The sequence below is a fragment of the Pelagibacterium sp. 26DY04 genome (genome assembly GCF_031202305.1).
Lineage (GTDB): Bacteria > Pseudomonadota > Alphaproteobacteria > Rhizobiales > Devosiaceae > Pelagibacterium.
Window position 1 is genome coordinate 1,053,250 of sequence record NZ_CP101731.1, and the last position, 23,582, is coordinate 1,076,831.

Sequence of the window (23,582 nt, forward strand, 5' to 3'; positions counted from 1 at the left end):
GCGAAAGGGGCAAGCCGATGCACAAGATGGTTCCGATCCTTGTCGGTGGCGCCGTGCTCGTGGGCGGGGTGTTGCTGAACATCTTTTACGAGCCGGTCGTCGTGCAGCAGTCTCGCCCCGAACCCGCCGCTCCGCCTCCAGCCGTTGAGAAAGTCGCCGTCCAGCCGCCGGCGGAAACCTTCGCCCCGGTGTTCGAGCCCTGCGCCCATTGCCATCAGGTGGGCGAGGGGGCGAAAAACTCCACCGGCCCGGTCCTCAACGCCATCCTGGGCAAGCCCGCCGCCAATGGCGACTACCCCTATTCCCAGGCCATGCAGGATGCCGCTCTCGTCTGGGACGAAGAAACCCTCAAGGCCTTCATCATGGCCCCTGAAGCCGTGGTTCCCGACAGCCGCATGTATTTTGGCGGTGTCCCAGAGGAGGAAGCCGAGGCCATCATCGAATTCCTCAAGGCCCCCAGCGCCGATCAATCGCTATAGGCATAATTCCACGTCGCTGCCTCGACTAAGGACGTGCCGCTTGTTCTCTCGTTAGTTATGTTATATAACATAACCACATTATGGGAGGAGAATCATGAACGCTCAGGCCGTGTCGATTCGTCCGGTTCGGATGGGAACGATGACCGCGCATGCTCATCCGCGTTCCGACGGCAGCGTGCTGATCCGTTCCGACGAAACACTGGCGGCCTATCCGCGCTCCATTGTGGATGCGATCGCTCAGTGGGCGGAAAAAACCCCGGACGCTTTGATGGTTGCCGATCGCGACGGCGGCGAGAATTGGCGCCGGCTGTCCTATGGGGAGGTTATGGAAGCCATTCCGCCGCTCGCCCAGGCGCTGCTCGACGCCAGTCTTTCGCCCGAACGTCCGCTGGTCATCCTCTCGGGCAATGAGATCGAGCATCTTCTGCTCGGCCTGGCTTCCATCTGGGTCGGCATTCCGTATTCCCCCATCTCTCCGGCCTATTCGCTGATCTCCACCGATTACGGCAAGCTCAGGCACATTGCGGGGCTCCTCACGCCGGGCATGATCTACGTTTCCGATGGGGCCCGCTTCGCCCCGGCCGTAGCAGCGGTCTTTGCCGAAGATGTGCCCCTCGTCGTCAAATCCAACCCGCCCGCCCGTGCCAACACGCGCCTCTTTTCCGATCTGGCGAACACCTCCGTCACCCCCGCCGTCGCCGCCGCGCACGAGAACATCACCCCCGATACGGTCGCCAAGGTGCTTTTCACCTCCGGTTCGACCGGCATGCCCAAGGGCGTCATCACCACCAACCGTATGATGGCCTGCAATCAGGAGATGATCCGCACGGCACTGGCGTTCTTGAAGGACGAGCCGCCGGTATTGCTCGATTGGATGCCGTGGAATCACGTCGCCGGCTCCAGTCACAACACTGGCATCGCGTTTTACAATGGCGGCAGCTTCTATATCGATGACGGCCAGCCAACGCCCGAAAAGATCGGCAGGACGCTCCGCAACCTGCGCGACGTCCAGCCCACGATTTCAACCAATGTCCCCAAGGGCTATGAATTCCTCGTCGCCGCCTTCGACGAAGACCCGGAAATCCGCCGCAACTTCTTCGCGAAGATGAAGTTGGTCCAATATGCCGGCGCCAGCCTCTCGCAGCACGTCTTTGAAGGCCTCGACCGCTCGGCCCGCGCCGAACTTGGCCAGCGCGTGATGATCATCACCGGTTACGGCTCGACCGAAACCGCCCCCTTCGCCTTCACCACCACCTGGCCGGTGGAAGAGGCCGGCCATATCGGCCTCCCCGCCGCCGGCATCGAGGTCAAGCTGGTCCCCAATGGCGACAAGCAGGAACTGCGCTTAAAGGGGCCCAATGTCACGCCCGGCTATTGGCGCGATGCCGAAAAGACTGCCGAGGCCTTCGATGAAGAAGGCTTCTACTGCATCGGCGATGCCATCAAACCCGCCAGTCCCCAAGATCTCTCCAAGGGCTTCGTCTTCGACGGCCGCGTCAGCGAGGATTTCAAGCTCTCGACCGGCACATGGGTCAATTTCGCCAATGTGCGCAAATCGGTGATCTCCGCCTGCGCGCCGCTGATCCGGGACGTCGTCCTCACCGGCGCCGACCGCAATCATCTCGGGGCCCTGATCTTCCCCGATCTCGAAGCCTGCGCCCGCCACGCCGGCCTCCCGGTCGGCACCGACGCTGCAACCATCCTCGCCCACCCCGCAGTCGCCGACAAATTCGCCCAAAGCCTCCGCGACCTCGCTCATCGGGCAACCGGCAGTTCCAACCATGTCGCCCGCGCCCAAATCATGGCCGTCGCCCCGGATATCGACAAGGGCGAGGTGACCGACAAGGGTTCCATCAATCAGCGCGCCGTCCTCGCCGCCCGCAAGGATCTGCTTGAAGCGCTCTATGCCGACCCGGTCCCCGCCGACGTCCTCGATCTGCCCCGCAAAGGAAAGTGACAATGAGCAAGGGATTGCGCCTCAATTTCGATGACGCCTGGCTGCTCGGCGGCGCCCGCACGCCATTCGTCGATTACCGCGGTGCCCTGGCCGACATCTCGCCCATCGACCTCGGCATCAAGGCCGCCCGCGCCGCCATCGAACGCACCGGCGTCAAACCCGCCGATATCGAAACAACCGTCGCCGGCTCCATGGCCCAGGCCTCCTTCGACGCCTATATGACCCCGCGCCACATCGGCCTCTACGCCGGCGCGCCCCAGGATGCCCCGGCCCATCTGGTCCAGCGCATCTGCGGCACCGGCCTCGAGGTCATCGCCCAGGCGGCAGATGCCGTCTCGCTCGGCCGCGCATCCCTCGCTCTCGCCGCCGGCACCGAGTCGATGAGCCGCAACCCCATCGCTGCCTATACGCACCGCAATGGCTTTTCCATGGGCAAGGTCGAGTTCAAGGACTTCCTCTGGGAAGCCCTCTACGACCCCGCCGGCTGCGTCACCATGGGCGACACCGCCGAAAACCTCGCCAGGCAATACGGCATCGATCGCGAGCGCGTCGACCGCTATGCCGCCCGCAGCTTCGAGCGCGCCATCGCCGCCCGCGAAGCGCTGGCCGAAGAGATCGTCCCGGTCATCTCCGAAATCTTCGAAGCGGAAAACCTCGACAAGCGCGGCATCAAGCTCCCGCGCGGCGTCGAGTCGGTGGACGTTGACAGCCACATCCGCCCATCCCCCTACGAAGTCCTTGCCAAGCTCCGCCCCGCCTTCGGCGGCGTCCAGACCGGCGGCAATTCCTCGGCCATCGTCGATGGGGCAGGGGCCGTCCTCGTCGCCTCCTCGGCCTACGCAAAGGCCAATAGCCTCACCCCCAAGGCCCGCATCCTCGCCTCTGCCGCCGTCGGCGTGCCGCCGCAGATCATGGGCATCGGCCCCGCGCCCGCCATCCGCGCCGTGCTCGAGACCGCCGGCATGACGCTCGACCAGATCGCCCGTATCGAGATCAACGAAGCCTTCGGCGCCCAGGTTCTCGCCTGCGTCGAGGAACTCGGGCTCGATGAGGGCCGGCTCAACGTCAATGGCGGCGCCATCGCCATCGGCCATCCCCTCGGCGCCACCGGCATCCGCCTTGCCCTGACGCTGGCCAACGAACTCGCCCGGTCCGGTGAACGCTACGGCATAGCCTCGGCCTGCATCGGCGGCGGGCAGGGCATCGCCCTGCTCATCGAAAACCCGGAGGCCAAGTGATGGACATTTCCGGCAAGACCGCCATCGTCACCGGCGCCGCCTCGGGCCTCGGAGCCGCCACCGCCCGCGCCCTTGCATCCGCCGGCGCCAAGGTCGCCATCTTCGACCGCAACGCCGACAAGGCAAACGCCGTCGCCTCCGAAACCGGCGGCCAGGCCTTCGCCTGCGACGTCGCCGACCCCACCGGCGCCCAGACCGCCATCGATGCCGCCATCGCCGCTCTCGGCACGCCCTCGGTCCTCGTCAACTGCGCCGGTATCGGCACCGCCGCCCGCATCGTCGGCCGCGACGGCCCCATGCCGCTCGACGCCTTCGAGAAGGTCATCCGCGTCAACCTGGTCGGCAGCTTCAACATGATGCGCCTGGTCGCCACCGCCATGCAGGCGCTCGATCCCGACACCAACGGCCAGCGGGGCGTCGTCATCTCTACCGCCTCCGTCGCCGCCTATGAGGGCCAGATCGGCCAGGCCGCCTATGCGGCCTCCAAGGGCGGCATCGTCTCGCTGACCCTCCCCGCCGCCCGCGAGTTCGCCCGCTTCGGCGTCCGCGTTCTGACCATCGCGCCGGGGTTGTTTATGACCCCGCTGCTCGAAGAACTCCCCGACGAAGCCATCCAGGCCCTCGGCGCCTCCATCCCCAATCCCGCCCGCCTCGGCAAGCCCGAGGAATTCGCCAATCTCGTCCTCGCCATGGTCGGCAACGACTATCTCAACGGCGAAGTCGTCCGCCTCGACGGCGCCCTGCGCATGCAGCCGAAATAAGGAGGGCTTCCAGAAAAAGTGGGCACCACTTTTTCGGTCGGAAGCGCGACAACAAAGGAATTTTAGCGGTGATGTTTTCGAACACCACAAAAATCGAAATCCAGTTCGGCGATTGCGACCCCGCCGGCATCGTCTATTACCCGAACTATTTCCGCTTCTTCGACAACGCCACAGCCGCGCTGCTCTCTGCTGCGTTCAAGATGCACAAGCGCCACTGGATCGAAAAGCATTCCATTCTCGGCATCCCCATGGTCGATACCGGCGCGAAATTTTCAAAGCCCTCGCGCTTCGGCGACGTGGTCGAAATCCGCTCCGAAATCACCGATCTCGGACGCTCCAGCTTTTCGGTCCGCCACACCCTCTTCAACGATGGCGAACCCGCCATCGAGGCGCATGAAAAGCGCGTCTGGGTCGGTCGCGACCCGGAGAACCCCGAAAAGATCAAATCCCTGCCGATCCCCGACGTCGTCCGGGCGGTGCTGAGCCAGCAAGAAAGGACGCCGCGATGAGTTTTTCCGACGAGGTGATGACGGTCGAGCAGAAGGGCAAGATCGCCCATTTGACCCTCAACCGCCCCGAAAAGCGCAACGCGCTCAACGACGCCACCATCGAAGCGCTCGACGCCTTCTTCTCCGCCGTGCCGGAAACCGCCCGCGTGGTCGTCGTCAGCGGCGCCGGCGGTCATTTCTCCTCCGGCCTCGACCTGTCCGAACAGGTCAAGCGCCAGCCCCTCGAGGTCATGGCCCATTCGCGCAATTGGCACCGGGTGATGGAGCTCGTCCAATACTGCCGCGTCCCCGTCGTCGCCGCCATGACCGGCGCCGTGATGGGCGGCGGGCTCGAATTCGGCGCCGCCTGCCACGTCCGCGTCGCTGAGGAAACCGTCCAGTTCCGCATGCCCGAAGGCCTGCGCGGCATTTTCGTGGGCGGCGGCGGCTCGGTCCGCATCGCCAAGCTGATCGGCGGCGATCGTTTGACCGAAATGATGCTCACCGGCCGCACCTATTCCGGCGCCGACGGCGAACGCCTGGGGCTCGCCCATTATGCGGTGCCCGAAGGCCTGGCATTGGCCAAGGCCTTCGAACTGGCCGAACGCATCGCCGAAAATTCCCCCACCATCAACACGATGATCGTCAACGCCATCGCCCGCATCGGCGCCATGCCGCCCGAGGCCGGGCTTTACGCCGAAAGCCTCACCGCCGCGCTCAGCCAGACCGGCCCGGACGCCGAGGAAGGCCTTCGCGCCTTCCTCGAAAAGCGCAAGCCGCAATTCGGCTAGGTTTGCGCAACGCTCCACGAATCCGGCTATGCTGGCGCTGAACCGAACAGAAGGGCAGCGCCATGCAGTTTCTCAAAGTCGACGATGCCGTCCTGCATTATCAGGTGATCGGCGGCCCCGAAGGCGCGCCGGCGATCGTCTTCGCCAATGCGCTGGGCACAGATTTCCGCATCTGGCGCGACGTGATCGTGCGTCTAGCCGGCAGGTTCACGATCCTCACCTATGACAAGCGCGGCCACGGCCTGTCGCAAACCGGCGAGGGGCCGGTCACCATCACCCGCCACGCCGAAGACCTGGCGGCCATCATGGATGCCGCCGGCATAGGTTCGGCCATCGTCTGCGGCCTCTCGATCGGCGGGCTCATCGCCCAACAGCTCTATGCCGATCGCCGCGATCTCGTCTCGGCGCTCATCCTTTGCGACACCGCCGGCAAAATCGGCGATGCGGATCTGTGGAACCAGCGCATCGCCGCCGTCGAAGCCAACGGCATCGCCGCGCTTTCGGACGGCATCATGCCCCGCTGGTTCACCGCCGATTTCCGCTCCACCCGGACCGACGAACTCGCCGGCTACCGCACCATGCTCGAACGCCAGTCGCCCGCCGGATACATCGCCAGTTGCGCCGCGTTGCGCGATGCCGATTTGCGCGATCGGGCCCGCCAGATCGGGGTTCCAACCCTGTGCGTGGTGGGCGAGGAGGATGGTTCCACCCCGGTCGATACGGTGACCGAACTGGCCAAATCGATCCCCGGCTCGCGCCTGGAGATCATCAAGGGCGCCGGGCACATTCCTTGTGTCGAACAGCCCGAAATGCTCAGCGAAATCATCCTCGCCTTCATCCAGAGCCTGCCGCAGCGGCCGACGCTCAACTAAGCGGATTGCTGCACGTTAATTTTCCGGCCCCGCTGCAACTTTTTTGTGGTTTGCCATTTCTTGGCCCTGATGGGACCACGATTTCCGGAGACGGATTGAGCGCTTGGAGTGCTTTCGAGAACAACGCGGGACGGTAAACGTCCCCGGTTCGAAACGCACGATCAAAGCTCTAGTGCCAGGCGTAGTCACATCGGCGTCGTAGGGACATTATAAAAACATCCTCGGCGTCAGGGAGGAATGCCACAGCGGAGGATGCCATGGCAGAGTTCGAATACCGCGGCTTTCGCGTCAGGACCATTTTCGACAAACATTGGCAGATCAAGGTTTGGCCGCCGCTCCGGCCGGCGCGGCTGATCGAGCGCGTGCGGGCCAGCCGGGCCGAAGGCGAACACGCCTGCCGCAATCGGGCCACGGCGGCCATCGACGCCTTTATTGAGGAGGCGCGCCCGCCCCGGCACACGCACGCCGAAAGCTAGGGCGTATTGCTGGGGAAGACGTCCCGGTGACACGGCGGGTTGGCATCGTCGATACCCGCCCCCCGCCTGTCATTCCGGGGCATGTCCCCGGAATCCAGCAGCAGTTGCCAGCACCGCGAATGCCGATTGATCCCCGACCTTAAGGCAGCACCATCGGCGCGCTCGGCGAGCCGAAGGCGTTTTCGTCCTCATCGGCGAAGGCATAAGCACCGCCCTCGATCTTGCCGATCAGCTCTGCGAGCCAATCGTAGTTACAGGCGGTGTTGCTCGTCCAAAAGCTCAGCAATGCCTCCACATGCGGAGGCAGAGCGCGGTCGCCGACGAAACGCGCCGTGCTGTTGGCATGTTCCACATCGGCGCGCTGGGCGGCGAGTTTATCCAGCCGCACGCGCAAATGCTTGAGCACGGTCGCTCGCGGTAGCGCCGACATCAGAACCAGCCCAGCGCACAGCATGTCGGGCCGCATTTCGGGAACCGTCAGCGCCTTTTCCATAAGCCGATAGAATTCGGCGTCTCCCGCATCGGTGATGGCATAATCGGTTCGTGCCGGTGCGGCCTCTGTCGCGGGCACTTCGAATTCCTCGAGCAGCCCTTCCTTACCGAGCTGCCGCAAGGCGTGGTAGATCGATCCGGTCTTGGTGTTGGCCCATTTGTCCGCGTCCCAGGCCATCAATTCCTGGCCGACCAGATATCCGTGCGCGCGACGATGCGCCCGCACGAAGGCGAGAACCAAAAGGCGAGTTGCCGACATGGTCTATTCCTCCCAGTTGCCCTTTCGGGCTTTGCCCCCCGCCTCTTTTGCCGGGTCCCTCCAGGGCCCGCGGGCAGTTGATTACTAAGAGTTACTAGGCTTTCTTCCTGATGAACAGCGGCTGAATGCTCAAATCAGAGTGCATTCAAGCGGTATCGACTAATTGTCTAGCTGCATCAGGCAATTCGGACACCGTAAGGGGTATTGAAAATGTCGCTGTCGTCCCGTCTTACCCTGCCGGCCGTTATCGGCGGAATCTTCCTCGTTTTTGCTTCGGGCGTCTTTGCACCTCCCGCTCAGGCGCGCGGTTATACCGTTGAAACGCCAGCCCAGGTGACGGGCGTTGCGTCCTGGGACCACCTCAATGTCCGCCGCTGGCCGGCGCATTATTCGGCGCTGGTCGGTCAGCTCCGGCCCTGGACATCGGTATGGGTCGAGCGCTGCATCGAAGTGGACAATTCCTCCGATTGGTGCCTTGTCCAGCGCGGCCCGACCCGGGGTTGGGTCAACTCGCGTTATCTGTCCCCGCGCTGACCAGACCTCTTTCTCCTCTGACCTCCTCCTTGACTTTCCCACGTCCTGCGGTCCATCAAGGCACGCATTCGTGGGGATTTTTTATGATTGCCAATCCTGTGCTGGCGCAATCGGTGCGCGGAAACTGGGTGGAAAACCGCCATCGCGGCGCCATCTGCGTTTCCGACGCAAAGGGCACCATCCTGGCTTCAGTGGGTGATGTCTCGGCCGAAATCTTCCCCCGTTCGGCCATAAAGGCCATGCAGGCCCTGCCGGTTTTCGCCACCGGTGCCAATGCCAGCTTCGGCCTCGGCTCGCCCGCCATTGCATTGAGTTGCGCGTCCCACAATGGCGAACCGGCCCATACCGAGCTGGCCGCTTCAATGCTCGCCGCCATCGATCTCGATGAAACCGCGCTCGAATGCGGCGCGCATCCGCCCATCGATCCGGTGGCCCGCAAGGCCCTGTTCGCGCAGGGCGGAAAGCCCAGCCAGCTCCACAACGCCTGCTCCGGCAAGCATTCGGGCATGCTGGCCGTCGCCCGGGCTTTGGGCGAGGAGCCCAAGGGGTATTCCAGGCCCGAGCACGCCGTCCAGCAACGTGTGCGCCGCGCCGTCGAAGAGGTGCTCGACCATCCGCTGACCGAAGGCAAATGCGGCACCGATGGCTGCTCCATCCCCACCTGGGCCGCTCCCATCCGCGCCTTTGCCAAGGGCTTTGCCCGCATGGCGACAGGGGAGGGGCTGAGCCCGGAGACGGCCAAGGCCGCCAGCGAAATCTTCGATGCCGCCACCCGCCATCCCTTCCTCGTGGGTGGCACGGGTTCGTTCGACACCGAAGCCATGGAAGCCTTTAGCGGTCGGCTGATGCTCAAATTCGGCGCCGATGGCGTCTATTGCGGCGCCCTGCGCGATAGTGGCATCGGCTTCGCGCTCAAATGCGACGACGGTTCGGTGCCCGCCGCCACGGCCATGGCCGCCGCCCTGTTGCTGTCCATCGCCGAACCCACCCCGCAACAGGCCGAAATCCTCGAGCGCCGCGCCCGCCAGCGCCAGCGCAACTGGACCGGCATCGAGGTCGGATATCTCGAAGCGACGCCCGAGGCGCGGTTATCCCTATAGCACCCGGTTGTCGCGCACCGTGACCTGCGGATAGCGCTCGGCTTCGGCGGCGAGATCGCCCGAAATGACATCCCACCAGGCATTGCCGGTGATCGCCCCTTGCGCCGCATCGGCGATCGTGTTGCCCACCACCGTGGCCGCGCCCGCCTGGTCGGCGACGCTGACCACGATCCCGAATTCGACCTCCCGCACTAGGTTGCCGCTGATCGTCACGTCGCGCAGATAGGGGCCCCAACCGGCGACGACGCCCGTTCCCGGCACGTTCTCGATGACATTGCCCGCAATGATCGCGTCGGCCTCCGCCGCGATGCCGTAGGGGCTGTCGAGGTCGGGATTGACCTCAGACCGCTCGTAGAGATTGCGCACGATATTGCCCGTGCACGACGCCAGCCGCCCGCCATCGTTGAAATTGGTCATCGAAATGCCCGCCGCCGCGCCGTCGATGATGTTGTTGGCGATGACCGAGCCGGTGAAGGCGAATTCCGAAAAAATCGCCACCTCGCCGCTCGAAAGGCAGGTATTGCCGGTGATCTGGGTGTTGTTGGTGGCGTTGAGCCTGATGGCCGAAAAGGCGCAGTCGGAAATATGATTGTCCGCGACGATCACCTCGTCGGCCTGGAAAATGTTGATCCCGTTCCCGTTCTGCCCGTTGCCGCCATCGGTCCAGTCGATCCCGCTGATCCGGTTGCCAGAAACGATCGTGCCATCGGCTCCCGCTTCCCCGCGCCACACCCTGATCCCGCCATTGGCGCAATCGGTCACCGTATTGCCACTGATCGACACTCCGGCGGCGTCATGAACGAAAATCCCGGTGTAGGCCGATCCGCTCACCCGGCAATTCTCAACCCGCCCCGAACTGGCCATCAACGTTATCCCGTTGAGCCCCGTATTGCCGATAGTGCAGTCCCGGATCGTGACGTTCTCGCAGCCCGAGACATGCACCAGCCCCCCGTGCCACAGCTCTCCCCCCGCGCCATCGCCATCGAGCGCCAGACCCACGAGGGAAATGTCAGACTGCCCCTCCGCCAGCAGCAGCGGGTCGGCTCCGGCGTGAACCAATATCGTCGCGCCGGGAACGCCCGAGAGCATGAGCCCCGATGGCAGCCGCAACTGCCCCACCCGATAGCGCCCGGCGGGCAGGAACAGATGCCCCGGTCCGGCCTCGATCGCCGCCTGCAACCGCTCGGTCTGGTCGAACTCGGCGTCGGCGACCAAACCGACGTCCTGCGCCAGTATTTTTACGGGGGCAAGCAGGCCCGAAACCGCCCCCATCGCCCCCCAAATCATGACCCTGCGCCGCGTGATGTTCATGGTCCGCTCCGTTTCCATCAACACAGCAGTCAATCTGCGCTTCAATACCAGCAATTTTCATCCTTAGGGTGAATCCTTGTCCTCCCCGCTTTGTGCCCGCTATAGATGAGCTCCTTGAGTTGAATCGGAACTTGCCCATGCTCGTCAGCGACGCCGTCTACCTCGGAACCAGCACGCGGCCCGAATATCTCCACCTCGAATATGGCAACCGCCACGGCCTGATCACCGGCGCCACCGGCACCGGCAAGACGGTGACGCTGCAAATCCTGTCCGAGGGCTTCTCCCGCGCCGGGGTTCCCGTCTTTTGCGCCGACATCAAGGGCGATGTCGCCGGCCTCGCCAAGGCCGGCGAAGCCCAGGATTTCCTGGCCGAACGCGCCGAAAAGATCGGCTTTTCCGATTACGCCTTCGAGGGTTTCCCAACCATCTTCTGGGACCTCTTCGGCCGCCAGGGGCACCCGGTGCGCACCACGGTTTCCGAAATGGGGCCGCTCCTGCTCTCGCGCATGCTCGAGCTCAACGACACCCAGGAAGGCATCCTCAACGCCACCTTCAAATTGGCCGATGACGAAGGACTTCTTCTCCTTGATTTCAAGGACTTACGGGCGCTTCTGACCCACGTCGCCGAGCGCCGCGCCGAGCTGTCCGCCCGCTACGGCAACATCTCCACCGCCTCGGTCGGCGCCATCCAGCGCGCCCTCCTGGTGCTCGAGCAGCAGGGGGCCGAGAACTTCTTCGGCGAACCCGCGCTCGACATCGCCGATCTCATGCGTACCGACGCGCAGGCCAGGGGATACATCTCGATCCTTGCCGCCGACGAGCTCATGCGCTCCCCGCGCCTTTACGCCATCTTCCTGCTCTGGCTTCTGTCCGAACTCTTCGAGCAGCTTCCCGAAGTGGGTAACCCCGACAAACCCAAGCTCGTCTTCTTCTTCGATGAAGCCCATCTGCTTTTTGACGAGGCGCCCGCCGCGCTGCTCGACAAGATCGAGCAGGTCGTCAAGCTCGTGCGCTCGAAAGGCGTCGGCGTTTATTTCGTGACGCAGAACCCCGCCGACATCCCCGAGCCGGTCCTCGCCCAACTCGGCAATCGCATCCAGCACGCCCTGCGCGCCTATACGCCAAAGGAGCAGAAGGCCGTCCGCATCGCAGCCGAAAGCTTCCGTCCCAATCCCGAATTCGATACCGCCGAGGTCATCACCCAGCTCGGCACCGGCGAAGCGCTCGTTTCCGTGCTTGAGGAAAAGGGCATTCCCTCGGTGGTCGGCCGCACCCTGATCCGCCCGCCGTCCTCGCGCATGGGGCCGCTGACCATCGACGAACGCGCTTCGGTGCTGGCGGCGAGCCCGCTCGCTGGACGCTATGAGGCGGCCAAGGACCGCGAATCCGCCTATGAGATCCTGGAGGTCCGCGCCGCCCAGGCCCTGCGCGACGCCGAGATCGAAGAGGCACGGGAAGCCCTCGAAAAGGAACGGACCCGCTCAGCCCCGCGCCGCTCCACGCGCCAGACCCCCATGGAGGCCGCGTTCAAGAGCTTCGCGCGCACCGTCGCGCGGCGGGCCGGGGAATCCCTTGTCCGGGGCATTCTCGGCTCGCTCACGCGCGGAAAGTAACGATGGGCAGGATCACCAGCGTCGCCATCTTCGCCGATTGCGGCGCCACCGCGCATCAGGCGCTTTACCGCCAGGCCGGTGAAACCATCGCCCGCCATGGCGCGCACCTCCATTGCGCCGCCCGCAACGGCCAATGGCCGCGCGCGCTGATCGATTCCGCCCTGGCCTCCGGCGGCCGCGTAACCGTCGCCACCGGACCCGCGCCGCGCGGATTGACCGTCTCCCAGGGTGTCACCGTGCTCAACGAGGCGTCCGACCAGGCCGCAGCCATTCGGATCATCCAGGCATCGCAGGTGGTGATCGGCATGCCTGGCGGCATCGATACGGCCGGCGCCCTCTATGCCGCCTGGGCGTCCGCCGGCGGCGCGCAGAGCAACCGTCCCGTGGGCCTGCTCAACCACAACCGGGCCTTTGAGGTGGTAAAGGGGTTTGCCGGCGATGTCGCCTCGGTCGGGCGCGGCAATATCGATGGCTTGATCCAGGTCGCCGAAACCTTCGACGACCTCTGGAACCGCCTCTCGCGTCTGGTCTAGTAGCTCTAAAGCGGCCTATCTTCCCGCTCGCGCAGCGCCTTGTGCGCGAGAAACGAAACGATGTTCGCGCCCCGCCGCTCGATCGGGATAGCGCGCCCATCGTCCATCGTCACGCGGCCTCGACGCTCTGGGCCGACATAATGGGGAAGCGCCGAAACATAGCTCGACGTCCCGCTCTCCAGCCGCGCCGCGATTCGCTCTTCGAGATAGAGCGGGCTCATGGGCTTGACGATCACCTCGTCGATCCCCGCCTGTACGCAGCGCCGCCGCATATCCGGATCTACGGTTCGGGTCATGGCGATGACCTGCACGCGGCGCGACACCAGTTCGCTATCGCTGCGGATGGCCAGCGCCACTTGCGCGGCGTCCGTACGCTCGAGTTGATAATCGGTGACCAGCAGGGCCAGCGGCGCGATGCGCATGTAGTCCCTCAGCGCCCGGCTGTCGCAAAATTCGCGCACCCGCCAGCGGTGCCCCCGCCGCAGCGTGGCGCCGAGCACGGAGGCCAGCGCAGGGCTGCTCGAAAGAACGGCGATGGTGGGAACAGGCAGCACGCGTGCTCGTCTCCATGGGCAAAACTCGATGGTTACCGGAGACTTAACATAGCGGTTTGGGAGTCGGAAGGCGGGCGCGGAGGTAACCTTAAGGCATATGGCCCGCCTGTGGACAGGCGGGCCATAAACAAGAGCAACCTATTGTATTTGTTTTACGAATTGGCTTCGTAAAGCTCGGCGACATAGTCCCAGTTGACCAGGTTGTCGAACCAGGCTTCCAGATATTTCGGACGCGCGTTGCGATAGTCGATGTAGTAAGAGTGTTCCCACACATCAACACCCAGAAGCGGCACGCCGCCATGGACCAGCGGGTTTTCCCCGTTGGGGGTCTTGGTCACTTCGAGCTTGCCGTCCTTAATGGCCAGCCAGCCCCAGCCCGAACCGAACTGCCCGCCGGCTGCCGCGATGAAATCCTCGCGGAACTTGTCGAACCCGCCCAAGTCGGAATCGATCGCCGCCTGCAGCTTGCCCGGCAGCGAGCGTCCGCCGCCATTGGGCTTCATCCACTTCCAGAAATGGATGTGGTTGTAGTGCTGGCCCGCATTGTTGAAGAGGCCCTGGTTCTTGCCATGGCTCTCCTTGACGATGTCTTCGAGGCTCTTGCCCTCGAGGCCCGAGGCTTCGAGCAGCTTGTTGCCGTTGGTCACATAGGCCTGGTGGTGCTTGTCGTGGTGAAATTCCAGCGTTTCCGCCGACATATAGGGCGCAAGGGCATCATAGGCATAGGGCAGGTCGGGGAGCGAAAAACTCATGGGAGGGCCTCCTTAGTCTCAGTGAAAATTCAGTAAGCTTGGCGAATTTTCCAAGCCAATGCTTCTTATATACCGCCCCGCGATCCAGCGCGCAACGGCAGGGAGTGGAAACTTATGCCAATCGGGCGCAGCGCAACGCAAAAGCATAGACGATTGCGGTCTCCTTGATCCGCTCGAAGCGTCCCGAAGCGCCGCCATGTCCTGCGTCCATGTTGGTTCGCAGATACAATGGATTGCCGTCCGTCTTGGTTGCACGCAGCTTCGCCACCCATTTGGCCGGCTCCCAATAGGTGACGCGCGGGTCGGTCAATCCCGCCAGTGCCAGGATCGGCGGATAGTCCTTGGCCTCCACATTGTCGTAAGGCGAATAGGATGCAATGCGCTTATATTCCTCTTCCGAGGTGATCGGATTGCCCCACTCGGGCCATTCGGGCGGGGTCAGCGGCAGCGTGTCGTCCAGCATGGTGTTGAGCACGTCCACGAACGGCACCACGGCCACCACGCCGCCCCAGAGGTCGGGCCGCATATTGGCGATGGCCCCCATCAGCATGCCGCCGGCCGATCCGCCCTCGGCAACGATCCGCCCCTTGGCCGTATAGCCCTTCTCGATCAGCATTTCGGCTGCGGCGATAAAGTCGGTGAAGGTGTTGGTCTTGTGCGCCGCGCGCCCGTTCTTGTACCAGCGATAGCCCTTGTCCATGCCGCCGCGAATATGGGCGATCGCATAGACGAAGCCGCGATCGACAAGCGAGAGCACCGACACCGAAAATCCCGCCGGCATGGAATGGCCATAGGCGCCATACCCATAAAGCAGGCACGGCGCGCTGCCGTCGAGCGCCAGCCCCTTGCGGTGAAGCAGGGTGACAGGCACCTCCTCGCCATCGGGCGCGGTGGCGAACAGCCGGCGCGTTTCATACTGTGCCGGATCGTGCCCCGAGGGAATTTCCTGCTCCTTGCGCAGCACCCGCTCGCCGGTTTCGAGATCCATGTCGAAAACCTGCGAGGGCGTGGTCGGCGAGGAATAGGAGAACCGGATGGTGGCGGTCTCGAACTCATATCCTCCGATCAGCCCGAGCGAATAGGCCTCTTCGGGAAACGCGATCGTCTCCTCTTTGCCATCGCGCAGGTCTCGCACCACGATGCGCGGCAGCCCATCCTTGCGTTCGAGCCGGATGAGGTGGTTGGCCAGCAGCTCGATATCGAGGATCAGCCGGCCCGCCTCGTGAGGCACGAGATCGGTCCAGTTATCGACCCCCGGATCGGAGGCCGGCGCGGTGACGATCTTGAAGTCCTCGGCCTCGTCGTCATTGGTGAGGATATAAAGCGTGCCGCCGCGTTCCTCGAGCGAATATTCGGTGTTCTCGTGGCGCTTTTCCACGCAGAACGGCGCGCCGCCCTTTTCCGCATCGATCAGCCAGATTTCCGAAGTCTGGTGGTCGTGCGCCGAAATGGTGAGGAACCGGCGTGATTGCGTCATGTCCACGCCGACGAAAAAGCCGGGGTCCTTTTCCTCATAGACGATCTTGTCGTCCGCCTGCGCCGTTCCCAGCACATGCTCGCGCACCCGGAAGGGACGGTGGTTCTCGTCGAGCTCCACATAGTAGAACCGGCTCGAATCATTGGCCCACACCGCGCCGCTGCCCGATTTCTCGATCCGCTCCTCCCGGTCGGCGCCGGTTGCGACGTCACGGATATAGATTGTGTAATATTCCGACCCATTCCGGTCCGCCGCCCAGGCAACCATCGTATGGCAGGGCGAATGTTCGGCCCCGCCGAACCCGAAATATCCTTCGCCCGCTTCGGCGTTGCAGTCCAGCAGCACGGTCTCTTCGCCACCCTCGCGCGGCGTGCGGACGATCAGTGGATATTGATCCCCCTCCCGCGTCCGCGAGGCGTAGGCGAACGGCCCGTCGGGGGAGGGGACCGAGGCGTCGTCTTCTTTGATCCGGCCCCGGATTTCCTTGTAGATCGTCTCGCGCAGCGCCTCGGTGGGTTCGCCCAACCCGCGCTCGTACCAGGCATTCTCGGCTTCGAGATAATCCCTGATGTCCTGCGGCAGGACAGCCGGATCGGCCATCACATCGCGCCAATTGTCGGCCCGCAGCCAGTGGTAGGGATCGTTTCGGGTTATCCCATGCCGTGTATCGGAATGGTCGCGAAGCGCGGCAACTGGCGCGTTGTCGTTCATGAAATAGCCTTTGGATCCATTCTTGGGTTCAAGTCCCGATCATCTCCTCCGGGGAGATGACGACTCATCGAACTGTACGCCCGCAGTAAGCAACAGCCACTCGCCAAAGGCTACCCTTCTCCACCAGCGGAGAGGCGGGCTCCTGGGGGAGCGCCGAGGGCATTCACAAGCTCTGCCCTCGCGTTTGCTCCTTACCCTTCTCCCCTTGAGGGAGAAGGTGGCCGCGAAGCGGTCGGATGAGGGGTGCGCCGAGCTTGCTCACACGCCCTCGCTCCCGCCGAAGCCCAGCGCACCCCTCACCCCTCACCCCGGCCCTCTCCCTCAAGGGGAGAGGGGGCTCACTTGGCGGAGTCGAAGCCTTGTCGCGATGCTGCCTCAAGCTCCCCTTCTCCCTGGTGGGAGAAGGTGCCCCGAAGGGGCGGATGAGGGGCGCTGAGCCTCAGCAATCACCACGGTGGCTGTTGATATGCTGGCGCCCGCCTCACTCCTCCGGCTTGAAATCCAGCGCAAGCCCATTGGTGCAATAGCGCAATCCCGTAGGCGCCGGGCCGTCGGGGAAAACGTGCCCGAGATGAGCATCGCAATTGGCGCAGCGGATTTCCGTGCGGCGCATGAAATGGCTGCGGTCGTCCACTTCCTTGATCGCGTCTTCGGAAACCGGCTGGAAGAAGCTTGGCCAGCCCGAACCCGATTCATATTTGGCTTCCGAGGTGAAAAGCGGCACGCCGCAGCATACGCAATGATAGATGCCGTCGCGCTTTTCCACATTATAGGCGTGCGAAAAGGCGCGTTCGGTGCCGTGCTCGCGGGTGACGTGATATTGTTCGGGCGTCAATTTATCGCGCCATTCGCTGTTGGATGTTTTGAGCGTGTCGTTCATCGTGCGCCATCCTTATCGGTGTGAACTTTGCCACTATAACGGGCCTGGTCCCATGTGGTTATCACAACTTATAGGGTCAACACTGCGTTCCCATGTCCGGTTTTGGTTGAGCTTGCAGTGAGGGACGTTAGTGTTTGCTCACTGATTCTCGCTGGGGATTGGAAACGCATACAGTCTGGGGGCTCGTTTGGGACCAAGTCTTGATGTCATCGTTGCGCTGATTGCGGTCGCGCCCTTCGTTGCGGCGCTGTTTGCGCCCTGGATCAAGACGTTCACCGGACCGTTGGCGGGCTGGATCCTCGCGATCGTCCCCGCCGCGATCTTCGTGACGTTCCTGAGCTTCATCGGCCCTATTTCGGAAATGTCGGTGATCCGCGCCGGGTTCGAATGGATTCCCGCCTACGGCATCAATTTTTCGTTCTTCGTCGATGGCTTGAGCCTTGTTTTCGGCGTGCTGATCTCGGGTATTGGCACCTTCATCGTCATCTATTCAGGCGGTTATCTCGCCGGGCACCCGCATCAGGGGCGGTTCTTTTCTTATATCCTGATGTTCATGGGCTCGATGCTCGGCCTGGTTCTGGCCGATAACGTCTTCACCCTGTTCGTCTTCTGGGAACTGACTTCGATCACCTCGTTCCTTCTGATCGGGTTCGATCATACCCGCCAGGCCGCGCGCCGCGCCGCAATTCAGGCGCTGGTCGTAACCGGCGGCGGCGGGCTGGCGCTTCTGGCCGGGCTGATCGTTCTCGCCCTCATCACAGGCCAGAACAGCCTCGTGGGCATGCTGACCACGGCGGGAACGGTGCAGGAAAGTCCGTTCTATATGGTGGCCCTGTTGCTGGTCATCGCCGGCGCCTTCGCCAAATCGGCCCAGGTGCCGCTGCATTTCTGGCTTCCCAACGCGATGGAGGCGCCGACCCCGGTTTCAGCCTATCTCCACTCGGCAACCATGGTGAAGGCCGGTGTTTATCTGCTGGCGCGCATGAATCCCGTGCTCGGTGGCACCGAGCCCTGGTTCTGGATTCTGACTCTCTTCGGTGGAGCGACGCTGCTGATGGGGGGCTTTCTGGCCGTGCGCCAGACCGATCTCAAGCAGATGCTGGCCTATACCACGCTGGGTTCCCTCGGCCTTCTCGTTCTGCTCATCGGCTTCGGCACCAAGGAGGCGATCCTGGGCGCCATCCTGTACCTATGCGCCCATTCGCTGTTCAAGGGCGCCATGTTCATGATCGCCGGCACCATCGATCACGGCACCGGAACGCGCGACATCACCGTGCTGGGCGGGCTCAGGGAAGCCATGCCGATAACGTTCGTCGCCGCCATTCTGGCTGCCATCTCCATGGCGGGCTTTCCCATCGCCATCGGCTTTCTCGCCAAGGAGGAGATGTATCTGGCGCTGACAGGCGGTGTCTGGCCTGATCTGCTGTTCCTCGCGGTGCTGGTCATCGGCAATGCCCTGATGATGGTCGTCGGCCTCATCGTCGCCTTCAAGCCGTTCCTGGGCGATCTCCGCCCCACGCCCCATACGCCGCATGAAGGCTCGCTCAGCCTGTTCATCGGCCCTGTGGTGCTTGCGGTCCTGGGCGTCATTGCGGGCCTCTTCACCGATTGGCTGAACCTCGCCGTCCTCAACCCGACCGGCGGCTCGATCTATAATGCCGATGTCGATGCCCATATTTACCTGGCGTTCGACCTCACCAACCCCGCCGTATGGGCGTCCATCGTCACCTGGACGCTCGGTGCCCTGATCTTCTGGCAAGCCGACGCGGTCCGCTCCACCTTGCGCCGCACCGGCGAGGCGATCGGCTGGACCTTCGATATCGGGTTCGATGCCGCCATGTTCGGCCTCGTCCGTTTCGCCGATCGGGTGACCCGTTTCCTCCATCACGGCCGCCTGGAATGGTATATCCTGGTGATGTTCGTGGTGCTGGCCGTCTCGCTTTCGGCGCCGTTGATCATAACCGACAGCCTCCCTCCGATCCCGCAATGGCCGACCCTTGCGTTCTACGAATGGGGCATCATCGCTATTGCCGCCATCGGTCTGGTGACGGTGCTCGGGGCCAAATCCCGCGTCACGGCAATCGTCGCCCTCGGCATCCAGGGCTTCGCCGTCGCCGTGATCTTCATGCTGTTCGGCGCGCCTGATCTCAGCTTCACCCAGTTCATGGTTGAAACGCTGACAGTGATCATCATCGCCCTGGTCATGACCCGACTGCACCTCGATCAGTCCGATCGCCGCGATCTCGAAACCGCCATTCGCGACGGCGCCGTTGCGCTGGCGGTGGGTGCGGGCATCACCCTGCTTTTGCTGGTCGTCCTCCAGAGCGACCTCGATCTGGCGCTCTCCGAGCTCTTCCGGGCAACCAGTACGCCGATCGCCCACGGGCGCAACATCGTCAACGTCATCCTCGTCGACTATCGCGCCATCGATACCCTGGGTGAGATTTCCGTGGTGATGGCGGCTGGCCTTGCCATTCTGGCGCTGATCAGGCTGCGCGCCCGGTCCAGCGGCACCGAGCATCTCGCCCCCCGCCGACGCAAGAAAGGGAGCACGACATGAATACCGTCATCTTCCGCACCGCCGCGCCCGTGTTGACGGCACTCATGCTGGTGTTTTCCGTGTTCGTCCTTCTGCGCGGCCACAATGAGCCCGGTGGCGGCTTTATCGGCGGGCTCATCGGCGCCTCCGGCCTTCTGATCTATGGCATCGCCATGGGCGTCGAGGCCACCCGCAAGGCCCTGCGGGTGCACCCCCTGTCTCTTGCTGGCCTGGGTGTCGTCCTGGCCGCGATTTCGGGGCTGATGTCGCTGGCGGTCGATGTTCCGTTCCTCACCGGGCTCTGGTGGATCTTCGAGGTCGACGGTTCGGAAATCGCGCTCTCGACCCCGCTGATTTTCGACATCGGTGTCTATGCTGTCGTGGTGGGAGCCTTCGGCACCATCGGGCTGGCGCTCGAAGGCGATGAGGGAGAAGACTGATGGAAGTTGCGCTCGCCGGCCTCATCGGCCTGTTCTTCACCATCGCCGCCTATCTGCTGCTCTCGAAAGCCATCATCCGCATGCTGCTGGGCGTGGCCATCCTGGGCAATGGCGTCAATCTTTTGATCTTTACCGTTGGCCGTCTCACCGCCGAAGTACCCCCCATCGTTCCCGACGGCCAATACGTGCCGCTCGAAGGGTCGGCGAACCCGCTCCCCCAGGCCCTGATCCTCACCGCCATCGTGATCAGCTTTGCGCTGCTCTCGTTCCTGCTGGTGCTGGGTTATCGCGCCTATCAGGAGCTCGATGCCGACAACACCGACAACATGCGTATCGCCGAGCCCGAAGACGCTCCGCGGCCGCCCCTGAGCTATTAGTGCGTATCCAGCAAAAGCATATCCCCGGCTTGGCCGGAGATGGAAACGGTTTTGCGGTTCGGAAACGCGACAAAACAAAGGATTAGGCCCAAGGATTTGATGCAATCAAATTCTGAACGGCGCTAGGCAGGTTGGATAGATGGCGACAGCCGGTACCTCATACGATTCCCTCGAACTCCCGCCCGCCATGATCGAGGCGGCAACCTCGGCCGCCGATTGGGTGGTGGTCTGGCCCGTTGCCTTGGCCCTGTTCGGCGCGGGGTTCCTGGTCATGCTGCGCGGCCAGCGCGGCATTCAGCTCCCTTTCGCCGTGGCGGTGATCCTGGCGATCATGGTCTCCAATCTCTATCTCCTGGTCCGGATCTTCGAGACAGGTCCGGTGGCCATGACCATGGGCAAATGGCTGCCGCCCTTCGGCATCACCTTTGCCGCCGATATGACCAGTGCCGTCTTCGCGCTCACCGCGTCCTTCGCCGCACTGATCGTTGCCTTCTACGCTCAGACCGAATTGACCGAGCGCGGTCACCGCTTCGGGTTTTATCCCATGCTGCTCTTGCTGCTCTGCGGCGTCAGCGGCTCGTTTTTGACCGGCGACATCTTCAACCTCTATGTCTGGTTCGAGGTGATGTTGATTGCGTCCTTCGGCATGCTGATCCTGGGCGGACGCCGGCTTCAACTCGATGGCGCCATCAAATACGGCTTCCTCAACTTCCTCGCGACCACCTTTTTCCTGATCGCAATCGCCTATCTCTATGGCCTGACCGGCACGCTGAACTTTGCCGATCTGGTCGCCAAGGCCGCCGATATCCCCATCGGTCCGTTGACCGCTGTTGCGCTGCTGTTCCTCTTTGCTTTCGGCGTCAAGGCCGCCGCCTTTCCCGCCAATGCCTGGCTCCCCGCCTCCTATCATACGCCGGCGGTCTCGGTGTCGGCGATCTTTGGTGGTCTGCTCACCAAGGTCGGCGCCTATGCCGCCATCCGCATTCTCGTCATGGTCATGCCTGACGGGCACGCCAATTTCCAATGGCTGATCGCCGTTGTCGCCTTCGCCACGCTCATCCTGGGCCCGTTGGGCGCCCTCGCGCAGGTCAATCTGCGCCGCGCCATCGGCTTCCTGGTCATTGGCGGCATCGGTGCCATCTTTGCCGGCTTCGCGCTGGGCACCATGCACGGCATCGGCGGCGCGGTCTTTTACGCCGTCCACTCGATGCTGGCCATCACCGCGTTCTATCTCCTCGCCGGCCTGATCGAGCAGATGACCGGCACCACCGATATCCGCAAGATGGGCGGCATCTACGCCGCCAGCGCGCCGGTCTCGATCCTGTTCATTGCGATGGTGTTCATCATTTCGGGCATGCCGCCCTTCCTCGGGCTCTGGCCCAAGATACTTCTGGTGGAAGGTGGAGCGCGCGCCGACAATTGGTGGCTGGTTTTCGCCCTGCTCGCCAATTCCTTCCTGACGCTGATCGCGGCCAGCCGGCTTTGGGCTCACATCTTCTGGCGCAATGGCCAGGAGGGCGAGCGTTCCGAACAGCCCAATCCCGATCTGCACCCCCTCGAGCGGGAAGAATCCGTCTTTGGCCTTGTGCCCACCATGGCGCTCATGGCGGTCATCGTGGTGCTGGGCCTTTTCCCCAACTGGCTGTTCAGCGCCTCGGGCATCGCGGCGCGTGATATGCTTGCGCCCGAACGCTATGTCGAAGCTGTATTCGCCGAGGTGCCGCAGCCATGACCTTCGTTTTTCTCGTCGTCACGCTTTCGATCGTCTGGGCCGCCGTCACGGGAGGCTTCACGGTTCTCAATCTGCTGCTGGGCGCCTTTGTGGGCGCCATAGCCGCGCTTTTCATCCGTGATCGCATTGGTCGGCCGCACCTGGCCAGCCGGTTCGGCCGCATTCTCTCGCTGGCCCTGCTGTTTATCGCCGAACTGGCGCTGGCGGCCTGGAGGGTGGCGATCCTCGTGATCTCCCCCAACATGCACAAGCGCCTTGCCCCATCGATCATTGCCTATCCTCTCACCGTGACCAGGGACGTCGAAATCACGCTGCTCGCCAACCTCATCACGCTCACGCCGGGCACGCTTAGCGTCGACGTCTCGGAGGACCGCAGCGTGCTCTACATCCACGTCCTGGAAATGCACGACCGCGATGAGGTCATCGCGTCAATCAAGAACGGGTTTGAGGCCCGGATCATCGAGGTATTCCAATGATCTCAGGTCCTGAGTTCCTGCATCTGGCGACAACGATATCTCTGGGGATTCTCAGTCTCGCATTACTTGTGACAATTTACCGCATCATCGTCGGTCCCAGTCTTCCCGACCGTATTCTGGCCCTCGACATGCTCATCGCTGTGGCGATCGGCTATATCGTGGTCATCGCCTTGCGCACGGGATTCACCCTTTATCTCGATATCGCCATTGCCCTGGGGTTGGTGGGCTTTCTCTCCACCGTCGCGTTTGCCCGCTTCGTCCTGCAGCGTTGGGAGATCGATAAGATGTCGCGTGAAGACCATCTCGAGGAGGCGCGGAAATGATCGTCGAGGGCCTTTATTATCTTGCCGGAATCATGCTCATCGTCGGCGCGATCTTCAGCTTTCTCGCGGCTTTCGGCATCGTGCGGCTGCCCGATCTCTATACGCGGATGCACTCGGCGTCCAAGGCCGGGGCGGTCGGCTCGGGCCTGGCCTTGCTGGCCATCGCCCTGGTCAGTTTCGATGGAGCTGTGATCCTGCGCGCGCTGCTGGGCATCGTGTTCTTCATGCTCACCGCGCCCATCTCGGCGCACCTGCTTGCACGGGCCGCCTATATTGCCGGTTATCGGCCTTCGGCCGGTTTCTCTGTGGATGAACTGGAAAAAAGTGGCGAATTGCCAAGTAAATGATGTTTTACCCTAAATTTTGCCAAGTTGTGCGCCAATGCTTGCAAACGGTAAAGAACAACAGTAAGTGATC

The 23,582-nt window shown here is 63.2% G+C and carries 25 protein-coding genes; 19 read left to right on the plus strand and 6 right to left on the minus strand.

Annotated elements, in window-relative coordinates; all coding sequences use genetic code 11:
* Positions 1 to 17: 17 nt before the first annotated feature.
* From NO932_RS04960 to NO932_RS04995, 8 genes are all read left to right on the plus strand, one after another.
* Complete coding sequence (locus NO932_RS04960; protein WP_309209987.1) at positions 18 to 479, plus strand: c-type cytochrome; 462 nt, start codon at positions 18 to 20, stop codon at positions 477 to 479.
* Positions 480 to 573: 94 nt separating this feature from the next.
* Complete coding sequence (locus tag NO932_RS04965) at positions 574 to 2,436, plus strand: feruloyl-CoA synthase (protein WP_309209988.1); 1,863 nt, start codon at positions 574 to 576, stop codon at positions 2,434 to 2,436.
* 2 nt (positions 2,437 to 2,438) lie between these two features.
* On the plus strand, positions 2,439 to 3,674 hold the full coding sequence (locus NO932_RS04970; protein WP_309209990.1) for a thiolase family protein: 1,236 nt from the start codon (positions 2,439 to 2,441) through the stop codon (positions 3,672 to 3,674).
* The gene (locus NO932_RS04975; protein WP_309209991.1) at positions 3,674 to 4,435 is read left to right on the plus strand and encodes an SDR family NAD(P)-dependent oxidoreductase; all 762 of its coding nucleotides are present in this window, start codon (positions 3,674 to 3,676) and stop codon (positions 4,433 to 4,435) included. Before NO932_RS04970 ends, NO932_RS04975 begins: the two co-directional genes overlap by 1 nt.
* Before the next feature lie 71 nt (positions 4,436 to 4,506).
* The gene (locus tag NO932_RS04980; protein ID WP_309209992.1) at positions 4,507 to 4,944 is read left to right on the plus strand and encodes a thioesterase family protein; all 438 of its coding nucleotides are present in this window, start codon (positions 4,507 to 4,509) and stop codon (positions 4,942 to 4,944) included.
* Positions 4,941 to 5,714 carry a crotonase/enoyl-CoA hydratase family protein gene (locus tag NO932_RS04985; RefSeq protein ID WP_309209993.1) on the plus strand — a complete coding sequence of 258 codons (774 nt, stop codon included), beginning with the start codon at positions 4,941 to 4,943 and terminating at the stop codon, positions 5,712 to 5,714. Before NO932_RS04980 ends, NO932_RS04985 begins: the two co-directional genes overlap by 4 nt.
* 62 nt (positions 5,715 to 5,776) lie before the next feature.
* Entirely contained in the window at positions 5,777 to 6,586 is an 810-nt protein-coding gene (gene pcaD, locus NO932_RS04990; RefSeq protein ID WP_309209994.1) for a 3-oxoadipate enol-lactonase, read from the plus strand.
* Between the two features lie 257 nt (positions 6,587 to 6,843).
* On the plus strand, positions 6,844 to 7,062 hold the full coding sequence (locus NO932_RS04995; RefSeq protein WP_309209995.1) for a hypothetical protein: 219 nt from the start codon (positions 6,844 to 6,846) through the stop codon (positions 7,060 to 7,062).
* A 139-nt stretch (positions 7,063 to 7,201) separates the two neighbouring features.
* On the opposite strand, the gene NO932_RS05000 is transcribed toward NO932_RS04995, so the two are convergent.
* Positions 7,202 to 7,813 (minus strand): PadR family transcriptional regulator, encoded by a 612-nt coding sequence (locus NO932_RS05000; RefSeq protein WP_309209997.1) that lies wholly within the window; start codon positions 7,811 to 7,813, stop codon positions 7,202 to 7,204.
* A 210-nt stretch (positions 7,814 to 8,023) separates the two neighbouring features.
* Between NO932_RS05000 and NO932_RS05005 the strand changes: the two genes are divergently transcribed.
* Together NO932_RS05005 and NO932_RS05010 are read left to right on the plus strand one after the other, a co-directional pair.
* Positions 8,024 to 8,347: a hypothetical protein gene (locus NO932_RS05005; RefSeq protein WP_309209998.1), complete on the plus strand. Its 324-nt coding sequence runs from the start codon at positions 8,024 to 8,026 to the stop codon at positions 8,345 to 8,347.
* 83 nt (positions 8,348 to 8,430) lie between these two features.
* Positions 8,431 to 9,447, plus strand: coding sequence for an asparaginase (locus NO932_RS05010; RefSeq protein WP_309210000.1), 1,017 nt, complete (start codon positions 8,431 to 8,433; stop codon positions 9,445 to 9,447).
* Here the strand turns inward: NO932_RS05010 and NO932_RS05015 are convergent.
* Positions 9,442 to 10,758 (minus strand): TIGR03808 family TAT-translocated repetitive protein, encoded by a 1,317-nt coding sequence (locus NO932_RS05015; RefSeq protein ID WP_309210001.1) that lies wholly within the window; start codon positions 10,756 to 10,758, stop codon positions 9,442 to 9,444. The two genes, NO932_RS05010 and NO932_RS05015, sit on opposite strands and share 6 nt — an antisense overlap.
* Before the next feature lie 137 nt (positions 10,759 to 10,895).
* On the opposite strand from NO932_RS05015, the gene NO932_RS05020 reads away from it, so the two are divergent.
* Entirely contained in the window at positions 10,896 to 12,371 is a 1,476-nt protein-coding gene (locus NO932_RS05020; RefSeq protein WP_309210002.1) for a DUF853 domain-containing protein, read from the plus strand.
* 2 nt (positions 12,372 to 12,373) lie between these two features.
* On the plus strand, positions 12,374 to 12,904 hold the full coding sequence (locus NO932_RS05025) for a hypothetical protein (RefSeq protein ID WP_309210003.1): 531 nt from the start codon (positions 12,374 to 12,376) through the stop codon (positions 12,902 to 12,904).
* A gap of 5 nt (positions 12,905 to 12,909) precedes the next feature.
* Here the strand turns inward: NO932_RS05025 and NO932_RS05030 are convergent, their stop codons facing one another.
* The 4 genes from NO932_RS05030 to msrB form a co-directional block, all read right to left on the minus strand.
* A complete protein-coding gene (locus NO932_RS05030; RefSeq protein ID WP_309210004.1) occupies positions 12,910 to 13,458 on the minus strand; it encodes a response regulator in 549 nt (182 codons plus the stop codon).
* 152 nt (positions 13,459 to 13,610) lie between these two features.
* A complete protein-coding gene (locus tag NO932_RS05035) occupies positions 13,611 to 14,210 on the minus strand; it encodes a superoxide dismutase (protein WP_309210005.1) in 600 nt (199 codons plus the stop codon).
* A gap of 112 nt (positions 14,211 to 14,322) precedes the next feature.
* Positions 14,323 to 16,398, minus strand: coding sequence for a S9 family peptidase (locus tag NO932_RS05040; protein ID WP_309210006.1), 2,076 nt, complete (start codon positions 16,396 to 16,398; stop codon positions 14,323 to 14,325).
* A 481-nt stretch (positions 16,399 to 16,879) separates the two neighbouring features.
* Positions 16,880 to 17,278, minus strand: a complete 399-nt coding sequence (gene msrB, locus NO932_RS05045) for a peptide-methionine (R)-S-oxide reductase MsrB (protein ID WP_309210008.1) — start codon at positions 17,276 to 17,278, stop codon at positions 16,880 to 16,882.
* 187 nt (positions 17,279 to 17,465) lie between these two features.
* On the opposite strand from msrB, the gene NO932_RS05050 reads away from it, so the two are divergent.
* The 7 genes from NO932_RS05050 (at position 17,466) to mnhG (ending at position 23,512) form a co-directional block, all read left to right on the plus strand.
* Positions 17,466 to 19,838 carry a putative monovalent cation/H+ antiporter subunit A gene (locus tag NO932_RS05050; RefSeq protein ID WP_309210009.1) on the plus strand — a complete coding sequence of 791 codons (2,373 nt, stop codon included), beginning with the start codon at positions 17,466 to 17,468 and terminating at the stop codon, positions 19,836 to 19,838.
* Positions 19,835 to 20,257, plus strand: a complete 423-nt coding sequence (locus NO932_RS05055) for a Na+/H+ antiporter subunit B (protein ID WP_309210010.1) — start codon at positions 19,835 to 19,837, stop codon at positions 20,255 to 20,257. The genes NO932_RS05050 and NO932_RS05055 overlap by 4 nt, the downstream gene beginning before the upstream one ends.
* Entirely contained in the window at positions 20,257 to 20,634 is a 378-nt protein-coding gene (locus NO932_RS05060; protein ID WP_309210011.1) for a Na+/H+ antiporter subunit C, read from the plus strand. Before NO932_RS05055 ends, NO932_RS05060 begins: the two co-directional genes overlap by 1 nt.
* 139 nt (positions 20,635 to 20,773) lie before the next feature.
* Positions 20,774 to 22,366 (plus strand): proton-conducting transporter membrane subunit, encoded by a 1,593-nt coding sequence (locus tag NO932_RS05065; protein ID WP_309210012.1) that lies wholly within the window; start codon positions 20,774 to 20,776, stop codon positions 22,364 to 22,366.
* The gene (locus NO932_RS05070) at positions 22,363 to 22,842 is read left to right on the plus strand and encodes a Na+/H+ antiporter subunit E (protein WP_309162191.1); all 480 of its coding nucleotides are present in this window, start codon (positions 22,363 to 22,365) and stop codon (positions 22,840 to 22,842) included. Before NO932_RS05065 ends, NO932_RS05070 begins: the two co-directional genes overlap by 4 nt.
* Complete coding sequence (locus NO932_RS05075) at positions 22,839 to 23,165, plus strand: cation:proton antiporter (protein WP_309162190.1); 327 nt, start codon at positions 22,839 to 22,841, stop codon at positions 23,163 to 23,165. Before NO932_RS05070 ends, NO932_RS05075 begins: the two co-directional genes overlap by 4 nt.
* On the plus strand, positions 23,162 to 23,512 hold the full coding sequence (mnhG, locus tag NO932_RS05080) for a monovalent cation/H(+) antiporter subunit G (RefSeq protein ID WP_309162188.1): 351 nt from the start codon (positions 23,162 to 23,164) through the stop codon (positions 23,510 to 23,512). The genes NO932_RS05075 and mnhG overlap by 4 nt, the downstream gene beginning before the upstream one ends.
* Positions 23,513 to 23,582 lie beyond the last annotated feature (70 nt).

Bases quoted from the DNA above. Each gene is read 5' to 3' on its own strand.
- NO932_RS04960 (WP_309209987.1), top strand. From the start codon at position 18: ATGCACAAGATGGTTCCGATCCTTGTCGGTGGCGCCGTGCTCGTGGGC.
- NO932_RS04965 (WP_309209988.1), top strand. From the start codon at position 574: ATGAACGCTCAGGCCGTGTCGATTCGTCCGGTTCGGATGGGAACGATG.
- NO932_RS04970 (WP_309209990.1), top strand. From the start codon at position 2,439: ATGAGCAAGGGATTGCGCCTCAATTTCGATGACGCCTGGCTGCTCGGC.
- NO932_RS04975 (WP_309209991.1), top strand. From the start codon at position 3,674: ATGGACATTTCCGGCAAGACCGCCATCGTCACCGGCGCCGCCTCGGGC.
- NO932_RS04980 (WP_309209992.1), top strand. From the start codon at position 4,507: ATGTTTTCGAACACCACAAAAATCGAAATCCAGTTCGGCGATTGCGAC.
- NO932_RS04985 (WP_309209993.1), top strand. From the start codon at position 4,941: ATGAGTTTTTCCGACGAGGTGATGACGGTCGAGCAGAAGGGCAAGATC.
- pcaD (WP_309209994.1), top strand. From the start codon at position 5,777: ATGCAGTTTCTCAAAGTCGACGATGCCGTCCTGCATTATCAGGTGATC.
- NO932_RS04995 (WP_309209995.1), top strand. From the start codon at position 6,844: ATGGCAGAGTTCGAATACCGCGGCTTTCGCGTCAGGACCATTTTCGAC.
- NO932_RS05000 (WP_309209997.1), bottom strand. From the start codon at position 7,813: ATGTCGGCAACTCGCCTTTTGGTTCTCGCCTTCGTGCGGGCGCATCGT.
- NO932_RS05005 (WP_309209998.1), top strand. From the start codon at position 8,024: ATGTCGCTGTCGTCCCGTCTTACCCTGCCGGCCGTTATCGGCGGAATC.
- NO932_RS05010 (WP_309210000.1), top strand. From the start codon at position 8,431: ATGATTGCCAATCCTGTGCTGGCGCAATCGGTGCGCGGAAACTGGGTG.
- NO932_RS05015 (WP_309210001.1), bottom strand. From the start codon at position 10,758: ATGAACATCACGCGGCGCAGGGTCATGATTTGGGGGGCGATGGGGGCG.
- NO932_RS05020 (WP_309210002.1), top strand. From the start codon at position 10,896: ATGCTCGTCAGCGACGCCGTCTACCTCGGAACCAGCACGCGGCCCGAA.
- NO932_RS05025 (WP_309210003.1), top strand. From the start codon at position 12,374: ATGGGCAGGATCACCAGCGTCGCCATCTTCGCCGATTGCGGCGCCACC.
- NO932_RS05035 (WP_309210005.1), bottom strand. From the start codon at position 14,210: ATGAGTTTTTCGCTCCCCGACCTGCCCTATGCCTATGATGCCCTTGCG.
- NO932_RS05040 (WP_309210006.1), bottom strand. From the start codon at position 16,398: ATGAACGACAACGCGCCAGTTGCCGCGCTTCGCGACCATTCCGATACA.
- msrB (WP_309210008.1), bottom strand. From the start codon at position 17,278: ATGAACGACACGCTCAAAACATCCAACAGCGAATGGCGCGATAAATTG.
- NO932_RS05055 (WP_309210010.1), top strand. From the start codon at position 19,835: ATGAATACCGTCATCTTCCGCACCGCCGCGCCCGTGTTGACGGCACTC.
- NO932_RS05060 (WP_309210011.1), top strand. From the start codon at position 20,257: ATGGAAGTTGCGCTCGCCGGCCTCATCGGCCTGTTCTTCACCATCGCC.
- NO932_RS05065 (WP_309210012.1), top strand. From the start codon at position 20,774: ATGGCGACAGCCGGTACCTCATACGATTCCCTCGAACTCCCGCCCGCC.
- NO932_RS05070 (WP_309162191.1), top strand. From the start codon at position 22,363: ATGACCTTCGTTTTTCTCGTCGTCACGCTTTCGATCGTCTGGGCCGCC.
- NO932_RS05075 (WP_309162190.1), top strand. From the start codon at position 22,839: ATGATCTCAGGTCCTGAGTTCCTGCATCTGGCGACAACGATATCTCTG.
- mnhG (WP_309162188.1), top strand. From the start codon at position 23,162: ATGATCGTCGAGGGCCTTTATTATCTTGCCGGAATCATGCTCATCGTC.